The sequence below is a fragment of the Pseudomonas fluorescens group sp. PF-69 genome (assembly GCF_054481235.1).
Genome location: NZ_JBTMNC010000001.1, coordinates 213,428 through 235,133, shown reverse-complemented (window position 1 = coordinate 235,133; position 21,706 = coordinate 213,428). Strand labels below are relative to the sequence as shown.

At 61.1% G+C, this 21,706-nt stretch carries 20 protein-coding genes; 10 read left to right on the top strand and 10 right to left on the bottom strand.

Annotated features, from left to right (window positions below; translation table 11 throughout):
• Positions 1–159: 159 nt before the first annotated feature.
• Positions 160–504 carry a pilin assembly protein gene (locus tag ACX3YF_RS01140; RefSeq protein ID WP_130209622.1) on the bottom strand — a complete coding sequence of 115 codons (345 nt, stop codon included), beginning with the start codon at positions 502–504 and terminating at the stop codon, positions 160–162.
• A 202-nt stretch (positions 505–706) separates the two neighbouring features.
• Here ACX3YF_RS01140 and ppc point away from each other — a divergent pair, with 202 nt between their 5' ends.
• From ppc to ACX3YF_RS01110, 6 genes are all read left to right on the top strand, one after another.
• Complete coding sequence (gene ppc, locus ACX3YF_RS01135) at positions 707–3,337, top strand: phosphoenolpyruvate carboxylase (RefSeq protein WP_458973300.1); 2,631 nt, start codon at positions 707–709, stop codon at positions 3,335–3,337.
• A gap of 256 nt (positions 3,338–3,593) precedes the next feature.
• The gene (adk, locus tag ACX3YF_RS01130; RefSeq protein WP_130209626.1) at positions 3,594–4,241 is read left to right on the top strand and encodes an adenylate kinase; all 648 of its coding nucleotides are present in this window, start codon (positions 3,594–3,596) and stop codon (positions 4,239–4,241) included.
• Between the two features lie 94 nt (positions 4,242–4,335).
• The gene (gene tsaB / locus ACX3YF_RS01125) at positions 4,336–5,010 is read left to right on the top strand and encodes a tRNA (adenosine(37)-N6)-threonylcarbamoyltransferase complex dimerization subunit type 1 TsaB (protein ID WP_103403629.1); all 675 of its coding nucleotides are present in this window, start codon (positions 4,336–4,338) and stop codon (positions 5,008–5,010) included.
• A 259-nt stretch (positions 5,011–5,269) separates the two neighbouring features.
• Complete coding sequence (locus ACX3YF_RS01120) at positions 5,270–5,575, top strand: hypothetical protein (protein WP_130209628.1); 306 nt, start codon at positions 5,270–5,272, stop codon at positions 5,573–5,575.
• Positions 5,575–6,435: a DUF72 domain-containing protein gene (locus ACX3YF_RS01115; RefSeq protein ID WP_196585991.1), complete on the top strand. Its 861-nt coding sequence runs from the start codon at positions 5,575–5,577 to the stop codon at positions 6,433–6,435. The genes ACX3YF_RS01120 and ACX3YF_RS01115 overlap by 1 nt, the downstream gene beginning before the upstream one ends.
• 33 nt (positions 6,436–6,468) lie before the next feature.
• Positions 6,469–7,290, top strand: coding sequence for an isocitrate lyase/PEP mutase family protein (locus ACX3YF_RS01110; RefSeq protein WP_458973299.1), 822 nt, complete (start codon positions 6,469–6,471; stop codon positions 7,288–7,290).
• Positions 7,291–7,310: 20 nt separating this feature from the next.
• On the opposite strand, the gene ACX3YF_RS01105 is transcribed toward ACX3YF_RS01110, so the two are convergent.
• Positions 7,311–7,931, bottom strand: a complete 621-nt coding sequence (locus tag ACX3YF_RS01105; protein ID WP_458973298.1) for an energy transducer TonB — start codon at positions 7,929–7,931, stop codon at positions 7,311–7,313.
• 93 nt (positions 7,932–8,024) lie between these two features.
• On the opposite strand from ACX3YF_RS01105, the gene ACX3YF_RS01100 reads away from it, so the two are divergent.
• Positions 8,025–8,807 carry a class I SAM-dependent methyltransferase gene (locus ACX3YF_RS01100; protein WP_458973297.1) on the top strand — a complete coding sequence of 261 codons (783 nt, stop codon included), beginning with the start codon at positions 8,025–8,027 and terminating at the stop codon, positions 8,805–8,807.
• A 106-nt stretch (positions 8,808–8,913) separates the two neighbouring features.
• Here ACX3YF_RS01100 and ACX3YF_RS01095 read toward each other — a convergent pair whose 3' ends face one another.
• Entirely contained in the window at positions 8,914–9,558 is a 645-nt protein-coding gene (locus tag ACX3YF_RS01095) for a TetR/AcrR family transcriptional regulator (protein ID WP_130209638.1), read from the bottom strand.
• Between the two features lie 93 nt (positions 9,559–9,651).
• Here ACX3YF_RS01095 and ACX3YF_RS01090 point away from each other — a divergent pair, with 93 nt between their 5' ends.
• Together ACX3YF_RS01090 and ACX3YF_RS01085 are read left to right on the top strand one after the other, a co-directional pair.
• Positions 9,652–10,752: an efflux RND transporter periplasmic adaptor subunit gene (locus ACX3YF_RS01090; protein WP_288097250.1), complete on the top strand. Its 1,101-nt coding sequence runs from the start codon at positions 9,652–9,654 to the stop codon at positions 10,750–10,752.
• A gap of 6 nt (positions 10,753–10,758) precedes the next feature.
• The gene (locus ACX3YF_RS01085) at positions 10,759–13,824 is read left to right on the top strand and encodes an efflux RND transporter permease subunit (protein WP_448645896.1); all 3,066 of its coding nucleotides are present in this window, start codon (positions 10,759–10,761) and stop codon (positions 13,822–13,824) included.
• Between the two features lie 568 nt (positions 13,825–14,392).
• Here ACX3YF_RS01085 and ACX3YF_RS01080 read toward each other — a convergent pair.
• From ACX3YF_RS01080 to plsB, 4 genes are all read right to left on the bottom strand, one after another.
• Positions 14,393–15,082, bottom strand: a complete 690-nt coding sequence (locus ACX3YF_RS01080) for a DUF4197 domain-containing protein (RefSeq protein ID WP_130209644.1) — start codon at positions 15,080–15,082, stop codon at positions 14,393–14,395.
• A 25-nt stretch (positions 15,083–15,107) separates the two neighbouring features.
• The gene (locus ACX3YF_RS01075; protein ID WP_130209646.1) at positions 15,108–15,506 is read right to left on the bottom strand and encodes a YbaY family lipoprotein; all 399 of its coding nucleotides are present in this window, start codon (positions 15,504–15,506) and stop codon (positions 15,108–15,110) included.
• Between the two features lie 157 nt (positions 15,507–15,663).
• Positions 15,664–16,005, bottom strand: a complete 342-nt coding sequence (locus ACX3YF_RS01070; protein WP_196585994.1) for a YbaY family lipoprotein — start codon at positions 16,003–16,005, stop codon at positions 15,664–15,666.
• A gap of 146 nt (positions 16,006–16,151) precedes the next feature.
• Entirely contained in the window at positions 16,152–18,644 is a 2,493-nt protein-coding gene (gene plsB / locus ACX3YF_RS01065) for a glycerol-3-phosphate 1-O-acyltransferase PlsB (RefSeq protein WP_458973296.1), read from the bottom strand.
• 234 nt (positions 18,645–18,878) lie between these two features.
• Between plsB and ACX3YF_RS01060 the strand changes: the two genes are divergently transcribed.
• Complete coding sequence (locus tag ACX3YF_RS01060) at positions 18,879–19,088, top strand: cold shock domain-containing protein (protein ID WP_019647794.1); 210 nt, start codon at positions 18,879–18,881, stop codon at positions 19,086–19,088.
• Between the two features lie 143 nt (positions 19,089–19,231).
• On the opposite strand, the gene ACX3YF_RS01055 is transcribed toward ACX3YF_RS01060, so the two are convergent.
• From ACX3YF_RS01055 to dapE, 3 genes are all read right to left on the bottom strand, one after another.
• Positions 19,232–19,609 carry a hypothetical protein gene (locus ACX3YF_RS01055; RefSeq protein ID WP_020799880.1) on the bottom strand — a complete coding sequence of 126 codons (378 nt, stop codon included), beginning with the start codon at positions 19,607–19,609 and terminating at the stop codon, positions 19,232–19,234.
• A 79-nt stretch (positions 19,610–19,688) separates the two neighbouring features.
• Positions 19,689–20,498: a putative RNA methyltransferase gene (locus tag ACX3YF_RS01050; protein WP_130209654.1), complete on the bottom strand. Its 810-nt coding sequence runs from the start codon at positions 20,496–20,498 to the stop codon at positions 19,689–19,691.
• Positions 20,498–21,649 carry a succinyl-diaminopimelate desuccinylase gene (gene dapE / locus ACX3YF_RS01045; RefSeq protein ID WP_130209656.1) on the bottom strand — a complete coding sequence of 384 codons (1,152 nt, stop codon included), beginning with the start codon at positions 21,647–21,649 and terminating at the stop codon, positions 20,498–20,500. The genes ACX3YF_RS01050 and dapE overlap by 1 nt, the downstream gene beginning before the upstream one ends.
• Positions 21,650–21,706 lie beyond the last annotated feature (57 nt).

The window sequence follows — 21,706 nt, the reverse complement described above, 5'->3', positions numbered from 1 at the left end:
TTACGGTTTCGAGGGGATTTGATACGGCCGTCCCAGGCGTGGTTACTGGGTTGACCCGAGGCGTTTTTCAAAAGTTCAGAGAAATTAATCAGGCGTGGGGGCTGGCATTTGTAGGAGCGAGCCTGCTCGCTCCTACAGGGGGATCATTCGTAGGGAAAATCAGTGTTTTTGCTTGTCGTTGCCTGCTGACAAGTCATGCAAATGACGACGGGACAAGGCGAGAAAACGAGGGGTCGGGCCGATGTCCTCGTACAGTGGATCACCTTCTTCGTCAGTGGCCACCACGGTCGAGCCCTTCACATAGGGAAAGCTCTTTTCCAGTTCTTCCAAAGCGGCGCCGATCAGTTCACCGAGCAGCTCCTCGGGCTGCCGTTTGGGGTACATCTCGGTAATGGCCGCCAGGCGTGCGGCGGCTTCCACGTCCAGATGAATCGTGTAGCCCGTCTGGGTCAGGCGACCCTTGGCATTTTCTTCCCAATGCTGGGCCAGTTCGCGGATTTTCATAATGACCTCATTGCGCTCCTGCTCGTGGCAGGCCGGGTGAGTGTCCGGCTTTGGCCGGTGACAGCCGCAGTACGGCTCATCATTCAGACTAGCTTTTACGCTCAAGGTTTAAAGTCCCTTCGTCGTCTTGCTTGTAAGAAGCGCTCTGGAGCGGCACTCTTTAAGCTCATGGCCGCCCGGATTGTTCGCTGGAGAACTGCTGATGACCGATATTGATGCACGCTTGCGCGAGGATGTTCACCTGTTGGGTGAGCTGTTGGGCAACACCATTCGTGACCAATACGGGGACGGCTTCCTCGACAAGGTCGAGCAGATCCGCAAGGGGGCCAAGGCCGATCGCCGCGGTTCCATGGACGCCGAGCTGAGCGCCAGCCTCAACCAGCTGACCGAGGACGAGTTGCTGCCGGTGGCGCGGGCGTTCAATCAGTTCCTCAACCTGGCCAACATCGCCGAGCAATATCAGCTGATTCACCGCCGCGAAGAATCCAGGCCGGCACCGTTCGAAGCGCGTGTGCTGCCGGAACTGCTTGCCCGCCTGCGCGCCGAAGGTCATGGCGCCGAGTCCCTGGCCCGGCAATTGGGCCGGCTGGAAATCGAGCTGGTCCTTACGGCACACCCGACCGAAGTCGCGCGTCGCACATTGATCCAGAAGTACGATGCCATCGCCGCGCAACTGGCGGCCCTGGACCATCGTGACCTGACTGGCGCCGAGCGCGAGCAGATCAAATCGACATTGCAGCGTCTGATCGCCGAGGCGTGGCACACCGAAGAGATCCGCCGTACACGTCCGACACCGGTCGATGAAGCCAAATGGGGCTTCGCGGTGATCGAGCATTCGCTGTGGCAAGCCATCCCCAATTACCTGCGCAAGGCCGATCAGGCCCAGCATGCCGCCACGGGCCTGCGTTTGCCCCTGGAAGCCGCGCCGATTCGCTTTGCCTCGTGGATGGGCGGCGACCGCGACGGCAACCCGAACGTGACGGCCACCGTCACTCGCGAAGTGTTGCTGCTGGCGCGCTGGATGGCAGCGGATTTGTACCTGCGCGACGTTGATCAGCTCGCCGCCGAGCTTTCGATGCAGCAGGCCAGTGATGAGTTGAAAGCCAAGGCCGGCGACAGTGCCGAACCCTATCGCGCGGTACTCAAGCAATTGCGCGATCGCCTGCGTGCGACGCGTAACTGGGCTCACTCCGCGTTGACGACACCCGTGCCGGCACCGGCCGATGTCCTGCAGAACAATCGGGAACTGCTTGATCCGCTGGAGTTGTGCTACCACTCGCTGCATCAATGCGGCATGGGCGTGATCGCCGATGGTCCGTTGCTCGATTGCTTGCGCCGGGCGGTCACCTTCGGCCTGTTCCTGGTGCGTCTCGATGTGCGCCAGGACTCGTCGCGGCACAGTGCGGCCATGACCGAAATCACCGATTACCTGGGTCTGGGTCGCTACGAAGACTGGAGCGAAGAAGAACGCATTGCCTTCCTGATGCGTGAACTGAACAACCGTCGACCCTTGTTGCCGCCTCACTACAAACCGTCCGCCGACACCGCCGAAGTGCTGGCGACCTGTCGGGAGATCGCCGCGGCGCCGGGGGCCTCCCTCGGCTCGTACGTGATCTCGATGGCCGGTGCCGCATCCGATGTGCTCGCTGTGCAACTGCTGCTCAAAGAGTCTGGCGTGTTGCGGCCGATGCGCGTGGTGCCGTTGTTCGAAACCCTCGCTGACCTGGACAACGCCGGGCCGGTGATCGAGAAACTGTTGCTGCTGCCGGGCTATCGCTCGCGCCTGCAAGGGCCGCAGGAAGTGATGATCGGCTATTCCGACTCCGCCAAGGATGCCGGCACCACGGCGGCGGCCTGGGCGCAATATCGGGCGCAGGAACGGTTGGTGGATATCTGCCGCGAGCAGCAAGTGGAGTTGCTGTTGTTCCACGGTCGCGGCGGCACCGTGGGCCGTGGTGGCGGCCCGGCGCACGCGGCGATTCTGTCCCAGCCGCCGGGTTCGGTCGCGGGACGTTTCCGCACCACCGAGCAGGGGGAAATGATTCGATTCAAATTCGGTCTGCCGGACATCGCCGAACAAAACCTCAATCTGTACCTGGCGGCGGTGCTCGAGGCGACCTTGTTGCCGCCACCGCCACCGACGCCCGAGTGGCGGCATTTGATGGACGAATTGGCGGCGGACGGTGTCAGCGCTTATCGCGCCGTGGTGCGGGAAAATCCGCAGTTCGTCGAGTATTTCCGCCAGTCCACTCCGGAACAGGAGCTTGGACGCTTGCCGCTGGGCAGCCGTCCAGCCAAGCGCCGGGCCGGCGGTATCGAGAGCCTGCGGGCGATCCCGTGGATCTTCGGCTGGACCCAGACGCGCCTGATGCTGCCGGCCTGGCTCGGTTGGGAAGCGGCATTGAGCAAGGCCCTGGAGCGCGGTGAAGGTGAACTGCTGGGGCAAATGCGCGAGCAGTGGCCGTTCTTCCGTACGCGCATCGATATGCTGGAAATGGTCCTGGCCAAGGCCGACGCGGACATCGCCCGGTCCTACGATGAGCGCCTGGTGGAACCTCAATTGCTGCCATTGGGTGCGCACTTGCGCGACCTATTGTCGCAGGCATGCGCTATCGTCCTGGGGCTGACGGGACAGTCGCAGCTACTGGCACATAGCCCTGACACCCTTGAATTCATCCGCTTGCGCAATACCTACCTTGACCCGCTTCATCTATTGCAGGCGGAGTTGCTGGCACGCTCGCGACAACAGGATGTGGCGCAGGGCAGCCCGGTAGAACAGGCATTGCTGGTGTCCGTGGCAGGGATTGCCGCCGGTTTGCGTAATACAGGCTAAGGTTTTTTGCCGTGGAGTCGGGCATGCGCGTAAGTGCGGCCAGGCGACAGTTAATGATGGGGTTGCGACTAGGGGAACCGCGCCAAAAGGTCGCAGGAGGCGGCGGTTTCTCCGACTTTTGGCGGCTTGTGTGGGCGCAGCCTGCTGTGTATCTTGATCAGCCTTTGGCCGTTTGGGCGGTCACGACCCTGTTTTTGAGATTGGCCCCATGAGGCGAATCTGACGTTATCCATATAAAAAATTGAGGAGCACATCGATGCGCGTCATTCTGCTGGGAGCTCCCGGGGCCGGTAAAGGTACTCAGGCTAAGTTCATCACCGAGAAATTCGGTATTCCGCAAATCTCCACCGGCGACATGCTGCGCGCTGCGGTCAAGGCCGGCACCGAGCTGGGCATCAAAGCCAAGAGCATCATGGATGCTGGCGGCCTGGTGTCCGATGACCTGATCATCGCACTGGTCAAGGACCGCATTGCCCAGTCCGACTGCGTCAACGGTTTCCTGTTCGACGGTTTCCCGCGCACCATTCCCCAGGCTGAAGCCCTGGTGACGGCTGGCGTCGAGCTGGATGCGGTGGTTGAAATCGCCGTTGAAGACGAAGAAATCGTTCAGCGCATCGCCGGTCGCCGTGTTCACGAGGCCAGCGGTCGCGTGTACCACATCGTCTACAATCCGCCGAAAACTGCCGGCAAAGACGACATCACCGGTGAAGAGCTGGTACAGCGCAAGGACGACACCGAAGAAACCGTGCGTCATCGCCTGTCGGTCTACCATTCGCAGACCAAGCCGTTGGTGGACTTCTACCAGAAGCTCTCGGCTGCCAATGGCAAGCCGAAGTACAGTCATATCGAAGGTGTCGGTTCGGTTGAAGCGATCACCGCCAAGGTGCTGGCTGCCCTGAGCTGAAAAGTCTGATCCGCTGCATCATCCACGGCCCGCTTGCGGGCCGTAGTTGTTTATACTGACGCACTTTTTTCTGACCTCTCTTACGGATACATCGATGAGCACCTTGCTGGCCCTGGACACCGCGACTGAAGCTTGCTCCGTTGCCTTGCTGCACGACGGCAAAGTCACGAGTCATTACGAGGTGATCCCGCGCCTGCATGCGCAGAAGCTGCTGCCCATGATCCAGCAGTTGCTGGCCGATGCCGGGACCACGCTGCAAGCGGTCGACGCCATCGCTTTCGGGCGTGGACCGGGCGCGTTTACCGGCGTGCGCATTGCCATCGGTGTGGTGCAGGGCCTGGCGTTCGCGCTGGATCGCCCGGTGTTGCCGGTGTCGAACCTGGCCGTACTGGCCCAGCGTGCGTATCGCGAGCATGGCGTCAGCCAGGTCGCGGCGGCCATCGATGCGCGGATGGACGAGGTGTATTGGGGCTGCTACCGCGAAACGGCGGGGGAGATGCGACTGGTCGGGGCTGAGGCGGTATTGGCTCCGGAAGTCGCAGCGTTGCCGGCCGACGCCAGTGGCGAATGGTTCGGCGCGGGCACCGGATGGGGCTATGCCGAGCGCATCGGCGTCCACCTGAGCGGTCAGGACGCCGGCATGCTGCCCCACGCCGAAGACTTGCTGACGCTGGCGCGATTTGCCTGGGCGCGTGGCGAGGCGATAGTGGCTGATGAGGCGCAGCCGGTTTATCTGCGAGACAAGGTGGCGACGCCGAAGGCGCGGTAACTGGCTGGATCGAGGTGGTCCCATCGCGAGCAGGCTCGCTCCCACAGGCGTCAGTCTTGCTCATACACTTTGTGAGCAACATCAATCCTTGTAGGAGCGAGCCTGCTCGCGATGGCGATTTCAAGAACACAGCCAATCGTCAGTTTCTAACCCCCGCTTTTAAACCTTTTGCTCTTTATGTGTTCTAGTTATCACTCGGCGGTTTGCGAAGTGGGCGATGCGCCACTAAACTGCCATTACTGATACCGAGCATACAATTATGCGTATAGACGGCCTTTCTTCTCAGTCCTACCCCATCAAGCGCAAGCCTCGCAAAGGCCCTGTGGTGGAAGACGAGTCCGTCGATATCGACGGCGAGCTGGAGTTTCCGTCCGAAGAGCAGCTGGCCGCCCGAGCCGCCAAAGCCTCGGCGCAAAAGTTGAGCAATCTCCCCGCCCGTCAGCAGGACATGATTTACCACCGTGCCATGAGCAAAAGTGTGGCGATGGCCCTGGCCAGCTACCTGAGCACCGCCGGTTTCGTCGATTGGGATGGCGAAGTGCTGGGTCTCGACCTGTACATCTGATGGTGCTGCCTTACTACCTGGGTTGCCCGTCCTGGAGCGAAAACGCCTGGCGCGAATATTTGTACCCGCCAGACGCCAAACCCGCCGAGTTTCTGAGTCTGTATTCCCAAGTGTTCAACGCCGTGGAGGGCAATACGACCTTCTACGCGAGCCCGGCTGCCAGCACCGTGCAGCGCTGGGCCGAAACCCTGCCCGAACATTTTCGTTTCACCGCCAAGTTCCCCGGTGACATCAGTCACGGCGGTGACCTGCGTGAACAACTGACCGCCGCCGAAACCTTCACGCAATTGCTCAGCCCGCTCGGCGCGCGAGTATCGCCGTTGTGGTTGCAGCTATCGAAGAGCTTTACACCGCAACGCTTGCCCGAGTTGGCGGGATTTATCGATGCCCTTGAGCGGCCGTTGGCGGTGGAAGTGCGGCATGACGAATTCTTCGCCAAGGGTGATAGCGAACGCGAGCTCAATCGCCTGTTGCTGGATCGCGGCGTCGAGCGCATTTGTCTCGATCCGCGCGCGCTGTTCAGCTGCACATCGACCGACCCTTCGGTGCTCCACGCCCAATCGAAAAAGCCGCGGGTCCCACCCCGTCCGGCGGCATTTACGCAACGTCCGCAGGTGCGTTTCATTGGCCATCCGCAGCTCGAGGCCAACGATCCATTTCTGCTGCCCTGGGTGGAGAAAATCGCCCTGTGGATCGAGGAGGGGCGAACGCCTTACATCTTCCTGCACACCGCCGACAACGTACTGGCGGCGAAACTGGCGCAGCGCTTCCACGCCAGATTGATGCTGCGCCTGCCTGGCTTGCCGCCGCTGCCTGAGCTATACAGAGAGCCCGCCGCCGAGCAACTAGGCTTGCTCTGAAGCGGATTCGTTCGCCTTTTCAGGAGCCTGCCAATGGACGCGCAAACCCTTCGAGCCCAAGCCTTCAAAGACCTGCATGAGCGCAAAGGCGCCTTTGTGATTCCCAATCCGTGGGACGCCGGTTCGGCGAAAATGCTCGCCAGCCTGGGTTTCGAGGCGTTGGCGACCACCAGCGCCGGTTATGCCTTTTCCAAGGCGCGTCCCGACGGCGGGCTGACCCTCGACGAAACCCTGTCGAACGTTCAGGCAATTGTCGCGGCCAGCGATTTGCCGGTGGCGGTCGATCTGGAAAACGGCTTTGCCGACAGCCCGGCCGAATGCGCGAAGAGCATTGTGCGGGCGGCGCAAGTGGGGGCGGTCGGTGGTTCGATTGAAGACGCCACCGGGCGTGAAGAGGGCCCGATCTACTGCTTCGAACATGCCGTGGCGCGCATTGAAGCGGCCGTCGCCGCCGCCCGCAGTTTGCCTTATCCGTTCACACTGACCGCGCGGGCCGAGAACTTTCTGCACGGCCATCCGGATCTGGCCGATACCATTCGCCGCTTGCAGGCGTTTGCCGAGGCCGGTGCCGACGTGCTCTATGCGCCGGGCCTGCGCAGCGCTGAAGACGTATTGGCGGTGGTCCGCGCCGTGGCGCCGAAACCGGTCAACGTGTTGATGTCCGGTGGGCTGAAGCTATCGGTCGAGCAGTTGAGTGAGATGGGCGTCAAACGCATCAGCGTCGGTTCGGCGCTGGCATTGGCAGCTTATGGCGAGTTCTTCCGTGCCGCCCAGGAGATCCGCGATTCGGGCACGTTCGGCTTCACGTCGCGCTCCATGCCGTTCCAGCAGGCCAATTCATTGTTCAAGGACTGAGCCGCGCAGGGAGCTGAGGGTCAGGCGGCCAGACGCAGGTTCTGCAGGATGATCGGGCGTGCCCAGCCGTTATCGAAGTCGAGTTGCTTCTGCTGTTCGATCAGTTCTTCGGGGGAGAAGGGCGGGAAAGGCTTGTCCAGCAGATCGAGTTCGAACTCGGCGACCGGCAGGTGCAGTGGACGCGGCTGCGGTGCCGGGCCGGCTTCTGGCTCAGGTTGACCGGCGGTCAGCACGATCGGGCGGACCCAGCCGCTTTCGAAGTCCTGTTGTTTCTGCTGGGCGGCGATTTCTTCCGGCGGGAACGGTGGGAACGGCTTGTCGGCCAGGTCCATTTCGAATTCGGCGATCGGCAGGAACAGCGGCTCCGGCGGACGAACTTCGTTGTCCTTCACATCGCATTCGCGCTGGGAAACGATGTGCGCCAGCAAGTCGCTGCCAACGGTGGGCTCAACCGGGCTTTCGAGATCGACCGGTGGAAAGTTGAGAGATTGCGGCAGCACTTCACCCGACTGATCGGCCAGCGCACGGGCAAAGAAATCCTGCCAGATGTGACTGACACCGCTCAGTGCCTGGGTATTTCGCAGGTTGTAATTGCCGTAAGGCGAGATAAAACCTGTGATTGTGGGTTGAATGTCTGACATTTCTCTCGGTCGACGCTCAGCTCTGGCAAAATGCTCGATAGTTTTGTTATCGGCAGTTTTTGCCGATCATTAATTTTTTGAGCGTGTTTTCTGATGAATGATCAACCTGCGGTCTGCCGCATCCATGTCGAGGCCCTGGACGCGGCGTTCGAGCCGCAAGCCGAGCAGTGGGCCGAGCGCCTGGGCCTGCCATTGCAGGTGGCCGATGGCGAGTTTGCCTTGCAGGTGGGCGAGCAGGGTTTGCAGCTGCAACAACTGGGAGCGGATGCGCCGGGGCCTGTGCGGGTTGATTTCGTCGAAGGCGGCGCGGCCCACCGTCGGTTATACGGGGGTGGCAGCGGGCAAATGATCGCCAAGGCCGTTGGCATCGCTCAGGGCGTGCGTCCACGCGTATTGGATGCCACGGCAGGGTTGGGCAAGGATGCGTTCGTACTGGCCAGCCTGGGGTGCGAGATGAGCCTGATCGAGCGTCAACCGCTGATCGGTGCCTTGCTTGAAGATGGCCTGGCCCGCGGTGCGGAGGATTTCGATGTGGCGCCGATCGTGGCGCGCATGCATTTGCTCAAGGGCAACTCCATCGAGGTGATGCGCAACTGGGAAGGCGAGCCGCCGCAGGTGATCTACCTCGACCCGATGTTCCCGCATCGTGAGAAAACGGCGTTGGTGAAGAAGGAAATGCGCCTGTTCCGGCCGCTGGTGGGCGATGACCCGGACGCGCCGGCACTGCTTGAGGCGGCGTTGGCGCTGGCCAGCCATCGGGTGGTGGTCAAGCGACCGCGCAAGGCGCCGTGCATTGAAGGGCCCAAGCCCAGTCATGCGCTGGATGGCAAATCCAGTCGGTATGACATTTATCCGAAGAAGGCGCTCAAGCCTTAAGACCGAGTTGCCCCCATCGCGAGCAGGCTCGCTCCCACAGGTTCTTCACTAACCCTGTGGGAGCGAGCTTGCTCGCGATGGGGGCCGCCAGAACACGACAAATCTTTCAGGCCGGGTCAGGCCGATAAGCCCGCATAAACAACCCCACCACTTCCCGCACATGGCTCTCCGCCGCCTCGCCAACCGGCGGTTCACCGCAGCCATACAGCAAACGAAAATTCCCCGCACCCTTGAGCAGGCAGAAAAAGTGCTCGGCCGCGTTGTGCGGTTTATCGATGCTCAGCACGCCACTGTCGTTGATCCGAATCAACAGGCGCTCCATACCCTGCAGCATGCGCTGTGGCCCGGCCTCGAAGAAAATCTGCGAGAGCTTCGGGTCCTGGCTGCCCAGGGCCATCATCAATCGGTGCAGGTTCACCGACTCGTCACTGTTGATCAGCTGATGAAACCCGCGTGCGATATTCAGCAGCACTGTTTCCACCGCCACGCCTTCCGGCAACTCAAAGAACAGGGGAGGCAGTTGCTCTTCGCACTTGGCCATCACGGCGGCGGAGAACAGTGTTTCCTTGTCGTTGAAGTGGCTGTAGACCGTCAGTTTCGACACGCCGGCCTCCGTTGCCACGGCGTCCATGCTGGTGCTGGCGTAGCCCTTGCTCAAAAACAGCGTTTTCGCGGCATCGAGGATCGCCCGGCGTTTGGCCAGATCCTTGGGGCGGCCTGGGCCGTTGGGTATTGAAAGATTGTTCGGCATATTCGCTTTTATTACTGGACTGGTCAGTTTGCTATTAATAACATACCGGTCAGTATAATTATTCCAAGCACCATTAGCGAAAGGTCCTTCACCATGTTCCGCTATGCCTTGCCCCTCGCGTTGCCAGTCAGTCTGGCGTTTTTATTGTCTGCGTGCGGTCACGAAGAGGCGCCTCAAGTGAGCATTAGGCCGGCCATGGTGGTTCAGCCAGAGCCTTCGGCCCAGGCGATGGAAAGCTATCCCGGTGAAGTCCGCGCCCGCTATGAGCCCGACCTGGCGTTCCGGATTGGCGGCAAAGTCAGCCGACGACTGGTCGAAGAGGGGCAGCGGGTCAAGGCCGATCAACCGCTGGCGGAGCTCGATCCCCAGGACGTTCGCCTGCAACTGGAGGCCACGCGCGCCCAGGTCGCCGCCGCCGAAGCCAACCTCAACCTGGTACGTTCCGAACGCGATCGCTACAAGACCCTGATGGACCGTCAGTTGGTCAGTCGTTCGCAGTACGACAACGCCGAAAACCTCTATCGATCCGGCGAAGCACGCCTCAAGCAGATCAAAGCCGAGTTCAACGTCTCGACCAATCAGGCCAGCTATGCCGTGCTGCGTGCGCCGCAGGACGGGGTGGTGGCCAAGCGTGCCGTCGAAGTCGGGCAGGTGGTGGCCGCCGGGCAAACGGTGTTTACCCTGGCCACCGATGGCGAGCGTGAAGTGTTGATCAGCCTGCCGGAGCAGAGCTTCGGCCGCTTCAAGGTCGGGCAGCCGGTTTCTGTGGAGCTGTGGACGCAACCGGATCAACGCTTCGCCGGGCACATCCGCGAACTGTCGCCAGCCGCCGATCCAAAATCCCGCACCTTTGCCGCTCGCATTGCCTTCACGGGCGGCAAGGTTCCCGCTGAACTGGGCCAGAGCGCCAGGGTGTTCGTGCAGACCGCCGAGGTGATCCCGCTGTCCGTGCCGCTTTCGGCGTTGACCGCGGAAAACGGCGTGACCTACGTCTGGGTGGTCAGCGCCAACAATACGTTGAAGAAGACCCCGGTGCGGGTCGGTGCCTTCGGTGAGAAAACCGTCCCGGTGCTCGAAGGGCTCAATGCCAGTGACTGGGTCGTGGCCGCTGGTGTCCATGTGCTTCTCGACGGGCAGCACGTGCGCCCGGTGGATCGCTCCAACCGCGTGGTCAATCTGGCGGACAAGGAGTAATCCCCGATGGGCTTCAATCTTTCCGAATGGGCGCTGCGTAACCGCCAGATCGTACTGTTCCTGATGCTGTTGCTGGCAATCGTTGGCGCACTGTCCTACACCAAGCTCGGTCAAAGCGAAGACCCGCCGTTTACCTTCAAAGCCATGGTGATCCGCACCAACTGGCCGGGGGCGACGGCGCAGGAAGTCTCGCGCCAGGTGACCGAGCGCATCGAAAAGAAACTGATGGAAACCGGCGAGTACGAACGCATCGTGTCGTTCTCCCGGCCGGGTGAATCCCAGGTGACGTTCATCGCGCGAGATTCCATGCACTCGGTGGAAATCCCGGACCTCTGGTATCAGGTACGCAAGAAGGTCAGCGACATCCGCCACACTCTGCCACCGGGCATCCAGGGGCCATTCTTCAACGATGAGTTCGGTACCACCTTCGGCAATATCTATGCACTGACCGGCGAGGGTTTCGACTACGCCGTGCTCAAGGATTACGCCGACCGTATTCAAATCCAGCTGCAGCGGGTCAAGGATGTGGGCAAGGTCGACCTGCTCGGGTTGCAGGACGAAAAAATCTGGATCGAGCTTTCCAACGTCAAACTCGCCACCCTTGGCTTGCCGTTGGCGGCGGTGCAACAGGCGCTTGAAGAACAGAACGCGGTATCCACCGCCGGCTTCTTTGAAACCAGCAGCGAACGATTGCAGCTACGGGTGTCGGGGAATTTTCAGACAGTCGATGAGATAAAAAACTTTCCGATTCGTGTCGGTGATCGCACCTTCCGCATCTCCGATGTGGCTGACGTACGCCGTGGCTTCAACGATCCTCCCGCACCGCGCATGCGCTTCATGGCGCAGGATGCCCTTGGTCTGGCCGTGGCCATGAAGGATGGCGGCGACATTCTGGTGCTGGGCAAGGCCTTGGAAGTCGAGTTCGCCCGCATCCAGAAAAACCTCCCGGTCGGCATGCAACTGCGCAAGGTGTCCGACCAGCCTGCGGCAGTGAAAACCGGCGTCGGCGAGTTCGTCCAGGTGCTGGTGGAAGCGTTGGCGATTGTGCTGCTGGTGAGTTTTTTCTCCCTCGGCGTGCGCACGGGCATGGTGGTCGCCCTGGCGATCCCGCTGGTGTTGGCAATGACCTTCGCCTGCATGTATTACCTGGGCATCGGCCTGCACAAGATTTCCCTCGGCGCGCTGGTGCTGGCGCTGGGTTTGTTGGTGGACGACGCGATCATCGCCGTGGAAATGATGGCGATCAAAATGGAGCAAGGCTTCGATCGTATAAAAGCTGCCAGCTATGCCTGGACCAGTACCGCCTTCCCGATGCTGACCGGAACGCTGATCACTGCCGCCGGGTTCTTGCCGATAGCCACCGCGCAATCGGGCACGGGTGAATATACCCGGTCGATTTTCCAGGTGGTGACGATCGCACTGCTCGCCTCCTGGGTGGCCGCTGTGGTGTTCGTGCCTTATCTCGGGGAAAAACTCCTGCCGGACCTGGCGAAAATTCACGCAGCCAAACACGGCACGGGTCAGCCCGATCCTTATGGCACGCCGTTCTACCAGCGTGTCAGACGTCTGGTGGAGTGGTGTGTGCGCTGGCGCAAAACCGTTATCGCCTTGACCGTGCTGTTGTTCATTGCCTCGATTGTGCTGTTCCGCTTTGTGCCTCAGCAGTTCTTTCCCGCTTCCGGCCGACTGGAGTTGATGGTCGACCTGAAACTGGCCGAAGGCGCTTCCCTGAGCAACACGGCCAAGGAGGTCACGCGCCTCGAGGCGCTGCTCAAGGACAAAGCCGGAATCGATAACTACGTGGCCTACATCGGCACCGGCTCGCCGCGTTTTTACCTGCCGCTGGATCAGCAACTTCCTGCGGCGAGCTTCGCCCAGTTCGTGGTCCTGGCCAAGACCATCGAGGAGCGTGAAGCGCTGCGCACCTGGCTGATCGAAACCCTCAACCAACAATTCCCGGCCCTGCGCTCGCGGGTCACGCGCCTGGAAAACGGTCCGCCGGTCGGTTATCCGGTGCAGTTCCGGGTGACGGGCGAACACATCGATGAGGTCCGCGCACTGGCCCGCAAGGTCGCGGCCAAGGTTCGCGAAAACCCGCACGTGGCCAACGTCCACCTGGACTGGGAAGAACCGAGCAAAGTCGTGTACCTGAACGTCGATCAGGACCGCGCGCGGGCACTGGGCGTGAGCACGGCGAACCTGTCGAAGTTCCTGCAAAGTTCACTGACCGGTTCCAGCGTCAGCCAATACCGTGAAGACAACGAGTTGATCGAAATCCTGCTGCGCGGCACCTTGCGTGAACGCAGCGAACTGTCGTTGCTGCCAAGCCTGGCGGTGCCGACCGATAACGGGCGTAGCGTGGCCCTGTCGCAGATCGCAACGTTGGAGTACGGCTTTGAGGAAGGCGTGATCTGGCACCGTAACCGCTTGCCCAACGTGACGGTTCGCGCCGACATTTATGGCAAGGAACAACCGGCGACCCTGGTGCAGCAGATCTTGCCGACCCTTGAACCGATCCGCGCCGAGTTGCCGGACGGGTACTTGCTGGATGTCGGGGGTACGGTGGAGGACTCGGCACGTGGGCAGAACTCGGTGAAGGCTGGCGTACCGCTGTTCATTGTGGTCGTGCTGACGTTGCTGATGCTGCAACTGCGCAGTTTCTCCCGCACGGCGATGGTGTTCCTGACCGCGCCGTTGGGGCTGATCGGGGTGACTTTGTTCCTGATGGTGTTCCGTCAGCCGTTCGGTTTTGTCGCGATGCTCGGGACGATCGCGTTGTCAGGGATGATCATGCGTAACTCGGTGATTCTGGTGGATCAGATCGAGCAGGACATCGCGGCCGGTCTCAAGCCATGGCAGGCGATTATCGAGGCGACGGTGCGGCGCTTCCGGCCGATTGTATTGACCGCGCTGGCGGCGGTGCTGGCGATGATTCCGCTGTCACGAAGTGTGTTCTTCGGGCCAATGGCGGTGGCGATCATGGGCGGGTTGATCGTGGCGACGGCGCTGACGTTGCTGTTTTTGCCGGCGTTGTATGCGGCCTGGTTCCGGGTCAGGAAGGAGTCGGTCTGATCCTTGGGCGTGGCGGCCTTCGGGCCGACCAGGCTTTGGGGTGGTTGTTCCGTTCACGCCCGGCGTCCGGCCCCTCGCTGAGGCTCGGCGTTCCTTCGCTGCGGTATCCATCCGGGGACACTGCCCTCCGGTTGGCTTCGCTTCAACCTACATGCAGCGTGTTCGACTGCGTCGAACGGCGCTGCGCGCCACTCCCCGGATGCACACCTCCACTCAGCCTCCCGAAGGGGCGGGTGGATCAAGATCAAAAGCTGCAGGCGAGCTAACGCTCGGCCTGATGAGTGGTGAGGAGCGGGTGGGTGTACGCCGCTGTGCTCTCTGTAGGAGCGAGCCTGCTCGCGATGAACGTCAGGGCAACGCGGGTATTCAGACAGCCCGCGTCATCGTTGACGACCATCGCGAGCGGGCTCGCTCCTACAGGGGCTCTGGTGAATGGAGTAGATCTTGCCGGTATCGTCGTTGCCGATGTAGACCCCGGCCCTCCGCACTTCGATATAGTGCGATGGCGGCCTGACAGTCGAACAATTTCCCTCGGATGTACCTGCTCCCACAGGATTTGTGTTTCGGCTTAGAGCGTACCAAACACCTTCTTCGCCAGGCTGGTCGCGGCGGCTGCCGGGTTCTGGCGGATGGTTTCTTCCTGTTTGCCGATCATCTCGAACAGGCCGTTCAGCGCCTGTTCGGTGACGTAGCTTTCGATGTTGGCATTCTTGGTGTCGATCACGCCCATGGTCGCGGCCTGGCCGGCGAACGAGTTGTACTGTTGAGCCAGGCCGACATGGTCGGTGGCTTGCTTGACGATAGGCAGGAACTTGGCGCGGATCTGTTCGCGGCTGGTTTTGTTCAGGTACTGGGTGGCTGAGTCGTTGCCGCCACTGAGAATGCCCTTGGCGTCTTCCACGGTCATTTTCTTCACCGCATCCACGAGGATCGGCTGGGCCTGTACCACGGCGGTTTCCGCCGCTTTGTTCATGCTGGTTTCCAGTTGATCGACCTGATCACCCATGCCGAACTGCTTCATTTTGCTGGCGACCTTGCCCAGTTTGCCGGGCAGTTCGATTTTCACGTCCGGATTGTTGCTGAAACCACCCGGCGTACCGAGTTGTTTCACGGCCAGTTGTGCGCCTTGGGTCAGCGCATCCTTGAGGCCGCCGGTGGCGTCTTTTTGCGACAGGTCGCTGAGGGACAGTGCCATGGCGTTGGCGCAGATCATCAAGCCAGCGCACAGGCCGGCGAAGCGGAGAGTGGGGCGGAGCATGGCAGCTTCCTTTCAAAAATGGGAGTTAGCGGACGGCGTTGACGCGGATTTTCAAAGGTTGCGGATCGCTGCCATCGAGCTGCACGGCATGATTTTCGGTGGTGATAAACAGTAACTTGCCATCGACTTCGATGCGCGCACTGACTGAATAGCGATGACCCGGTTTAACCTGCGCCGGATCGTAACTCAGATGAAAGGGGAGCGGCACCTGACCTTTGATCTGGCCTTTCTGTTCGTCGAGGACTGCAGCCGGCGCATCGGCCAGCGACACGTCCTGCAGGCTCACGCTCAAGGTGGCGTCAGCGGGCAGGGCGATGCGTTGCAAGTAGAAGACTTCACCGTCCAGGCTGGTCTTGGCGGCAGGTTGTATCGATTGGCAAGCTCCAAGCAGAGCTGTCAGTCCCAGAAGCGAAAGTTTTTTCATGATTGGAATCCATGTCGTTGACGCCTGAAGAAGCTCGGCGCCAACGACAATTTAAAGGAAATTGCCGGCGATATCGCCCGGCAAGGTATTGCAGACGCCTGACGGGGAGTCTGGCGTTAACGCTCAGGGTTTGAAGAATTGTTGCCGTAGGTCTGCGTTAAACCCTGTGGACCAGCACTTCAACAGCCTGCACGCCGTCGACGCCCAGCTCTACCGGGTGATGCTCGGTGGTGGTAAAGACCAGTTCGCCATCGGTTTTGATTTGTGCACTGATTGCGTAGGTGTGACCAGGCAGGACGTCTGCGGTGCTGTACTGAAGATTGAAGTTCAAGCCTGCCCTTTGCGCATCGGGGATGACTTGAGCGGCCAGTTGTTTGGCAGGAGCATCAGCCAGCGAAACGTCTTGCAGGCTGACGTAAAGTGTCGAGTTCGGCAAAAGCGCAATCCTTTCCAGATAGTGAACGTTGCCGCTGATGCTCAGGGTGTTTTCGTTGCTCATGTTGATTTCCTTATCATTGACTCGTCGAAACTGACGAACCGAGAGCATATTCCTTCAGTGCTCAATCCAATGTAGGAAAAGTCCTGCGCGCGACAGCGAAAGTGCAGCTGGATTGATGAGAAGCTTCCTTGCTTCTGCGATCTGGATCAGAGCGGCGTTGCCAACTCCTCCGCATCTTCACTGCGATGCAAGGCCACCTGACGGATCGACAGACGAATTTCCGCCGGCAGCACCCGCTGGGCTGCACCTTCAGCCAGTTCGCCGAGCAGTTCGTGATAGCCCAGCTTGCCGGCTGCATCGCGTTTGAGCACGTCGAGGTCCAGCAGGGTCTGGATGAAGTGGCGGAACAGGCTTTTGTCGAAGAACTCCGGGGCGTTCAGGCCGTGGAGGATCGACAGGCGCTGGGCCATGACTGTGCACAGGTCTTCCAATTCTTCGGCGCTGATGCTGTTCTGACCGCTGTTGAGCAGCAGGGAAACGGTCATGTAGAAGCGCTGCAAGGTCTGGGCGATGCTCTTGGACAGCAGTGTCAGCAGCACGAAATGCCGCGAGCTCGGTGCCGGGCGCAGGTATACGTCGTTCTCGAAGCGCAGCAGTCCTTGCTCGACGAACGCCTCGAGCCATTGATCGATCACCGCGTCCAGTTCGTCCAGCGACCAGCGAATGAACAGCTCCGCTTGCAGGTACGGATACAGCGCGCGGGTGTAGCGCAGGATCTGTTCGCGGTTCATGCGCGAGGCGCTCTGGAAGAAGCTCGCCAGCAGTGCCGGCAGCGCGAAAATGTGCAGCACGTTATTGCGGTAATAGGTCATCAGGACAGCGTTCTGCTCGTCCAGATACAGGATCTTACCCAAGGCATCGCTCTGCTCGGACAGCAAGTCCATGTCCTTGACGTGCTCGATCAGCGCGCGGCCGTCGCCTTCCGGCAACGTGGTGTGCGGTGAGTACGGGACTTTACGCAGCAGCGCCAGATACAGGTCGAGCACCCGCGCCATGGCGCGATCATCCAGCGCCAGGCGGCTGGTGGACAGCAGGGCCAGGGCAACCAGGTTGACCGGGTTGATTGCCGCCGCTTCGTTCAAGTGCTGCGCGACTTTGTTGCCCAGACGATTGGTGGTTTCGTTGAGCCAGGCCGGTTTGAACTGAGGGCCGAGTTCCTGCTTGCGCCAGCCCGGCTGTTCGCTGTCGAGGAATTGCGCCAGTTTGATCGGCTCGCCGAAGTTCACCGCGACCTGACCGAAGCGCTGCTTGAGCGCGCCGATGACTTTGAAAATATCGAAGATCGATTCTTTCTTCTTGCTCGCGCCGCGCAATTCCCCGAGGTAGGTCCGGCCTTCCAGTACGCGTTCGTATCCGATGTACACGGGTATGAACACGATGGGCATGCGTGACGAGCGCAGGAAGCTGCGCAAGGTGATCGCGAGCATCCCGGTTTTCGGTTGCAGCATGCGACCGGTGCGTGAGCGCCCGCCTTCGACGAAGTACTCCACCGGGAAACCCTTGGTGAACAGGGTGTGCAGGTATTCGTTGAACACCGAGGTGTAGAGCGGGTTGCCCTTGAAGGTGCGGCGCATGAAAAACGCGCCGCCACGCCGCAGCAGGCCGCCGATGACCGGCATGTTGAGGTTGATACCGGCGGCGATGTGCGGCGGGGTCAGGCCGTTGCGAAACAGCAGATAGGAGAGCAGCAGGTAGTCGATGTGGCTGCGGTGGCACGGCACATAGATCACTTCGTGACCCTGGGCGACTTTCTGCACACCTTCGATGTGATTGACCTTGATGCCGTCGTAGATCTTGTTCCAGAACCAGCTCAGTACCACTTCCAGGAAGCGGATCGCGGTGTAGGTGTAGTCCGAGGCGATCTCGTTGCCATAGCGCAGGGCCTGGGCCTTGGCTTTTTCCAGGGAAATGTTTTCGCGCTCGGCCTCTTCGATGACCGCCTGTTTGACCAGTGGCTGGTTGAGCAAGCCCTTGACCAGATTGCGGCGGTGGGAAATGTCCGGGCCGATCACGGCGGCTTTCAAGTTGCGGAAGTGCACCCGCAGGATGCGCTGGGCCATGCGCACGGTGCGCTCGTGGCCTTTGTTGTGGTCGATCAGTTCTCGCAGGTGGATCGGTGCGGAGAACTGCACGCGGGTCTTGCGCCCCAGCACGATGATGCTGAGCAAGCGACGCAGGCGCCCGGTGACGGCCCAGCTGTCGGCGAACAAGAGTTTCCACGGACTGGATTCGCTGTCCGGCGACTGGCCCCAGAACACGCTGACCGGAATGATTTGCGCGTCTTCGGCCGCGTTCTGGCTCAGGGCACTGACCAGACGAGTCAAGGTGGGTGGCGCGCCGCGCTTGTCCTGGCGGCCGATCCAGTCGGGGTCTGGCGTCAAATAGAAGAACGCGGCCGGCTCCAGCAGGTTGCCCACCGAAACTGGCAGCACCGGGCGCGGCAGGCCGGCCTTGGTGCATTCGGTGTCGACCACCGCGAGGTCGGTCAGCGAAGGATTTTGCAGGACGTAGAACACCGGGCGACTGCGGTCGAGGTCGAGGGTAAACGACGACTGGTTGATCGTCTCCGAGCGAACCCAGAGGTACAAAAGTCGGCGCAGGGTGCCAAACACAAGACGGCGGAGCGGGGAACGGGTCATACGGCTTCTGCATGAGTGAATAAAACCAAGCGTTTGCTCGGGGGGGGACAGTGTGCCGGATTCGCTGAAAATCGGCAAAAAAGCGCATAAGTAAACTCCATTTGAGAGTTTTGGCGCCTGACATATACTCGGCGAGCCCGCACTGGCCATACAGTGGCACCTATCAGTGCAAGCAATGTTCCCGAGGCTTTCCTGCGAAAAGCCCGATCAATAATAAAAGAGGAGTATGAACAGATGGCAACACGTGAAACCGGCAACGTGAAGTGGTTCAACGACGCGAAGGGCTACGGTTTTATCCAGCGCGCGGACGGGGTGGACGTGTTCGTGCACTACCGGGCCATTCGTGGTGAGGGGCATCGCTCGCTGACCGAAGGCCAGCAGGTTGAATATGCGGTGGTGGAAGGGCAGAAGGGTTTGCAGGCTGAGGATGTGGTGGGGTTGTAAGCACATTCATCGGACCAGAAAAAACACTGTGGGAGCGAGCCTGCTCGCGAAGATCTCAAGGACGCCGCGCTTTCCGGAATTGGCGCGTTTTCGTTGACGACCATCGCGAGCAAGCTCGCTCCTACAGGTGCGGTGTTCAGGCTTTAAGCGGTCTTCCAGGTGATCTCTTCTTCACCGTCGGCACTGATGCGAATCCAGCGATCGGCCGTCTCCTCGCCTTCCTCCTCGACCCAGCTCCCCGGTGCGCAACGCACTTCGACGTTCAGTGCGGCAAAGGCGGCGCGTGCGCACGCAATGTCGTCTTCCCATGGGGTCTGGTCGCTTTCCAGGTACAGGCTGTTCCATTTTCCTACGGCTTTCGGCAACCAGGTGACCGGCACGTTACCGGCCTTGCACTTGTAGGTCTGGCCTTTCTGCACCCAGTCGGTGCACGGGCCCAAGGCGGCACCGAGCCAGGCGGAGATGGCCTTGTGGTCGACGTCGGCGTCTTTCAGGTAAATCTCGATATCGGGTTGGCGCATGGATGTCCTCACTGCGGTCTGAAAAATCCATTCGCGGATTTAGCCGGCCTTGGGGATCGCCCAAGGCCAAAATTGAAAATTATTGAAGAACGAAATAATCGTAGCGCATCGACACGGTGACCTCGAACGGCTCGGCCTGTTCGATGACCGCCGCCCGACGTTCAGCGCTGGCACGCCAACCATGGGGTGTCATGGCCAACAGGTTCGCGCGGTCCTGGCCGCTGGTTAGCGTCAGCCGGAATTCCAGGGTTTCACTGTGCGCCAGCGCCATGCCTTCAGGCACCAGGTCCAGATGCTTGTCGTCAATGTATTCGCGGACTTCGTCATACAGCCGCTCACGCAATTCCATCAGGTGGCCGCTGGTCGGTCCGACTTTCATCAGTCCACCGCCAGGGCTGAGCAGGCGTTTGGCTTCCTGCCAGTCCAGCGGGCTGAAGACGCTGGCCAGAAACTGGCAACTGCCGGAGGCCAGGGGGACGCGGGCCATGCTGGCGATCAACCAGGTCAGCTGCGGATTGCGTTTGCAGGCGCGTTTGACCGCTTCCCGGGAAATGTCCAGCGCGTAACCGTCGGCGTCCGGCAAGGCATCGGCGATTTGCGCGGTGTAGTAACCCTCGCCACAACCGATGTCCAGCCAGCGCTGCGGCGCATACCCGGCCGCCAGTTCCGCCAGGCGCCTGGCCACCGGCGCGTAGTGGCCAGCGTTCAGAAAGTCGCGGCGGGCTTCGACCATCGCCTGGTTATCCCCAGGGTCGCGGCTGTTCTTGTGCTGCACCGGCAGCAGGTTCAAGTAACCCTGGCGTGCACGGTCGAAACGATGCCCGGCGGGGCAGGCCACGCCGTTGTCCACCGCGTTGAGCGGTTCGCTGCAAATCGGGCAGGCCAGCATCAGGCGAGCAACTTGATCAGGGTCTGGTAGTAGATTTCGGTCAGCACGTCGAGATCAGCCGCCAGCACCCGCTCGTTGACCTGGTGGATGGTCGCGTTGACCGGCCCCAGCTCAACCACTTGCGTGCCCATGGTGGCGATGAAGCGTCCGTCGGAGGTACCGCCGCTGGTGGACGCCTTGGTCTCGCGACCGGTGATGTCCTTGATGCTGGACGAAACGGCGTCGAGCAGCGCACCCGGTTCGGTGAGGAATGGCAGGCCGGACAGCGCCCAGTCGATGTGCCAGTCCAGACCGTGTTTGTCGAGGATGTCGGCCACGCGCTTCTGCAGGCCTTCGACGGTGGATTCGGTGGAGAAGCGGAAGTTGAACACCGCGACCAGATCGCCCGGGATGACGTTGGTCGCACCGGTGCCGGAGTTGACGTTGGAGATCTGGAAACTGGTCGGCGGGAAGAAGTCGTTGCCGTGGTCCCAGTGCTCGGCGGCCAGTTCGGCCAGGGCCGGGGCAGCGAGGTGGATCGGGTTCTTCGCCAGGTGCGGATAGGCGACGTGGCCCTGCAGGCCGCGTACGGTCAGCTTGGCGCCGAGGGAGCCGCGACGGCCGTTCTTGACCACGTCACCGACCAGGGTGGTGCTCGACGGCTCGCCGACGATGCACCAGTCCAGACGCTCCTTGCGCGCCGCGAGGCGCTCGACCACGGCTTTGGTGCCATGGTGTGCCGGGCCTTCTTCGTCACTGGTGATCAGGAACGCGACCTTGCCCTTGTGATCCGGGTAGTCGGCGACAAAACGCTCGGCGGCCACGGTCATGGCGGCGAGGCTGCCCTTCATGTCCGCCGCGCCACGGCCACAGAGCATGCCGTGTTCGTCGATCACTGCATTGAACGGGTCGATCTGCCAGGCGGTCACCGGGCCGGTCGGTACGACGTCGGTGTGACCGGCGAAGCACAGTACGGGACCGTCGTGTTGACCGTGGGTAGCCCAGAAGTTATCCACATCTTCGATGCGCATCGGCTCGAGCGCAAAACCGGCATCGCCCAGGCGCTGCATCATCTGCTTCTGGCAATCGGCGTCGACCGGCGTCACGGATGGACGGCGGATCAGGTCGATGGCGAGTTGAAGGGTCGGCGAAAGGTCGGCGTGGGCCGTCATGTGAAAACTCCGGAAAACTTGAATATGGGCAAGGGCCAATGTGGGATTCGTATTGCG

Coding starts and splice junctions, on each gene's coding strand:
- ACX3YF_RS01140 (WP_130209622.1), bottom strand. CDS start 504: ATGAAAATCCGCGAACTGGCCCAGCATTGGGAAGAAAATGCCAAGGGT.
- ppc (WP_458973300.1), top strand. CDS start 707: ATGACCGATATTGATGCACGCTTGCGCGAGGATGTTCACCTGTTGGGT.
- adk (WP_130209626.1), top strand. CDS start 3,594: ATGCGCGTCATTCTGCTGGGAGCTCCCGGGGCCGGTAAAGGTACTCAG.
- tsaB (WP_103403629.1), top strand. CDS start 4,336: ATGAGCACCTTGCTGGCCCTGGACACCGCGACTGAAGCTTGCTCCGTT.
- ACX3YF_RS01120 (WP_130209628.1), top strand. CDS start 5,270: ATGCGTATAGACGGCCTTTCTTCTCAGTCCTACCCCATCAAGCGCAAG.
- ACX3YF_RS01115 (WP_196585991.1), top strand. CDS start 5,575: ATGGTGCTGCCTTACTACCTGGGTTGCCCGTCCTGGAGCGAAAACGCC.
- ACX3YF_RS01110 (WP_458973299.1), top strand. CDS start 6,469: ATGGACGCGCAAACCCTTCGAGCCCAAGCCTTCAAAGACCTGCATGAG.
- ACX3YF_RS01105 (WP_458973298.1), bottom strand. CDS start 7,931: ATGTCAGACATTCAACCCACAATCACAGGTTTTATCTCGCCTTACGGC.
- ACX3YF_RS01100 (WP_458973297.1), top strand. CDS start 8,025: ATGAATGATCAACCTGCGGTCTGCCGCATCCATGTCGAGGCCCTGGAC.
- ACX3YF_RS01095 (WP_130209638.1), bottom strand. CDS start 9,558: ATGCCGAACAATCTTTCAATACCCAACGGCCCAGGCCGCCCCAAGGAT.
- ACX3YF_RS01090 (WP_288097250.1), top strand. CDS start 9,652: ATGTTCCGCTATGCCTTGCCCCTCGCGTTGCCAGTCAGTCTGGCGTTT.
- ACX3YF_RS01085 (WP_448645896.1), top strand. CDS start 10,759: ATGGGCTTCAATCTTTCCGAATGGGCGCTGCGTAACCGCCAGATCGTA.
- ACX3YF_RS01080 (WP_130209644.1), bottom strand. CDS start 15,082: ATGCTCCGCCCCACTCTCCGCTTCGCCGGCCTGTGCGCTGGCTTGATG.
- ACX3YF_RS01075 (WP_130209646.1), bottom strand. CDS start 15,506: ATGAAAAAACTTTCGCTTCTGGGACTGACAGCTCTGCTTGGAGCTTGC.
- ACX3YF_RS01070 (WP_196585994.1), bottom strand. CDS start 16,005: ATGAGCAACGAAAACACCCTGAGCATCAGCGGCAACGTTCACTATCTG.
- plsB (WP_458973296.1), bottom strand. CDS start 18,644: ATGACCCGTTCCCCGCTCCGCCGTCTTGTGTTTGGCACCCTGCGCCGA.
- ACX3YF_RS01060 (WP_019647794.1), top strand. CDS start 18,879: ATGGCAACACGTGAAACCGGCAACGTGAAGTGGTTCAACGACGCGAAG.
- ACX3YF_RS01055 (WP_020799880.1), bottom strand. CDS start 19,609: ATGCGCCAACCCGATATCGAGATTTACCTGAAAGACGCCGACGTCGAC.
- ACX3YF_RS01050 (WP_130209654.1), bottom strand. CDS start 20,498: ATGCTGGCCTGCCCGATTTGCAGCGAACCGCTCAACGCGGTGGACAAC.
- dapE (WP_130209656.1), bottom strand. CDS start 21,649: ATGACGGCCCACGCCGACCTTTCGCCGACCCTTCAACTCGCCATCGAC.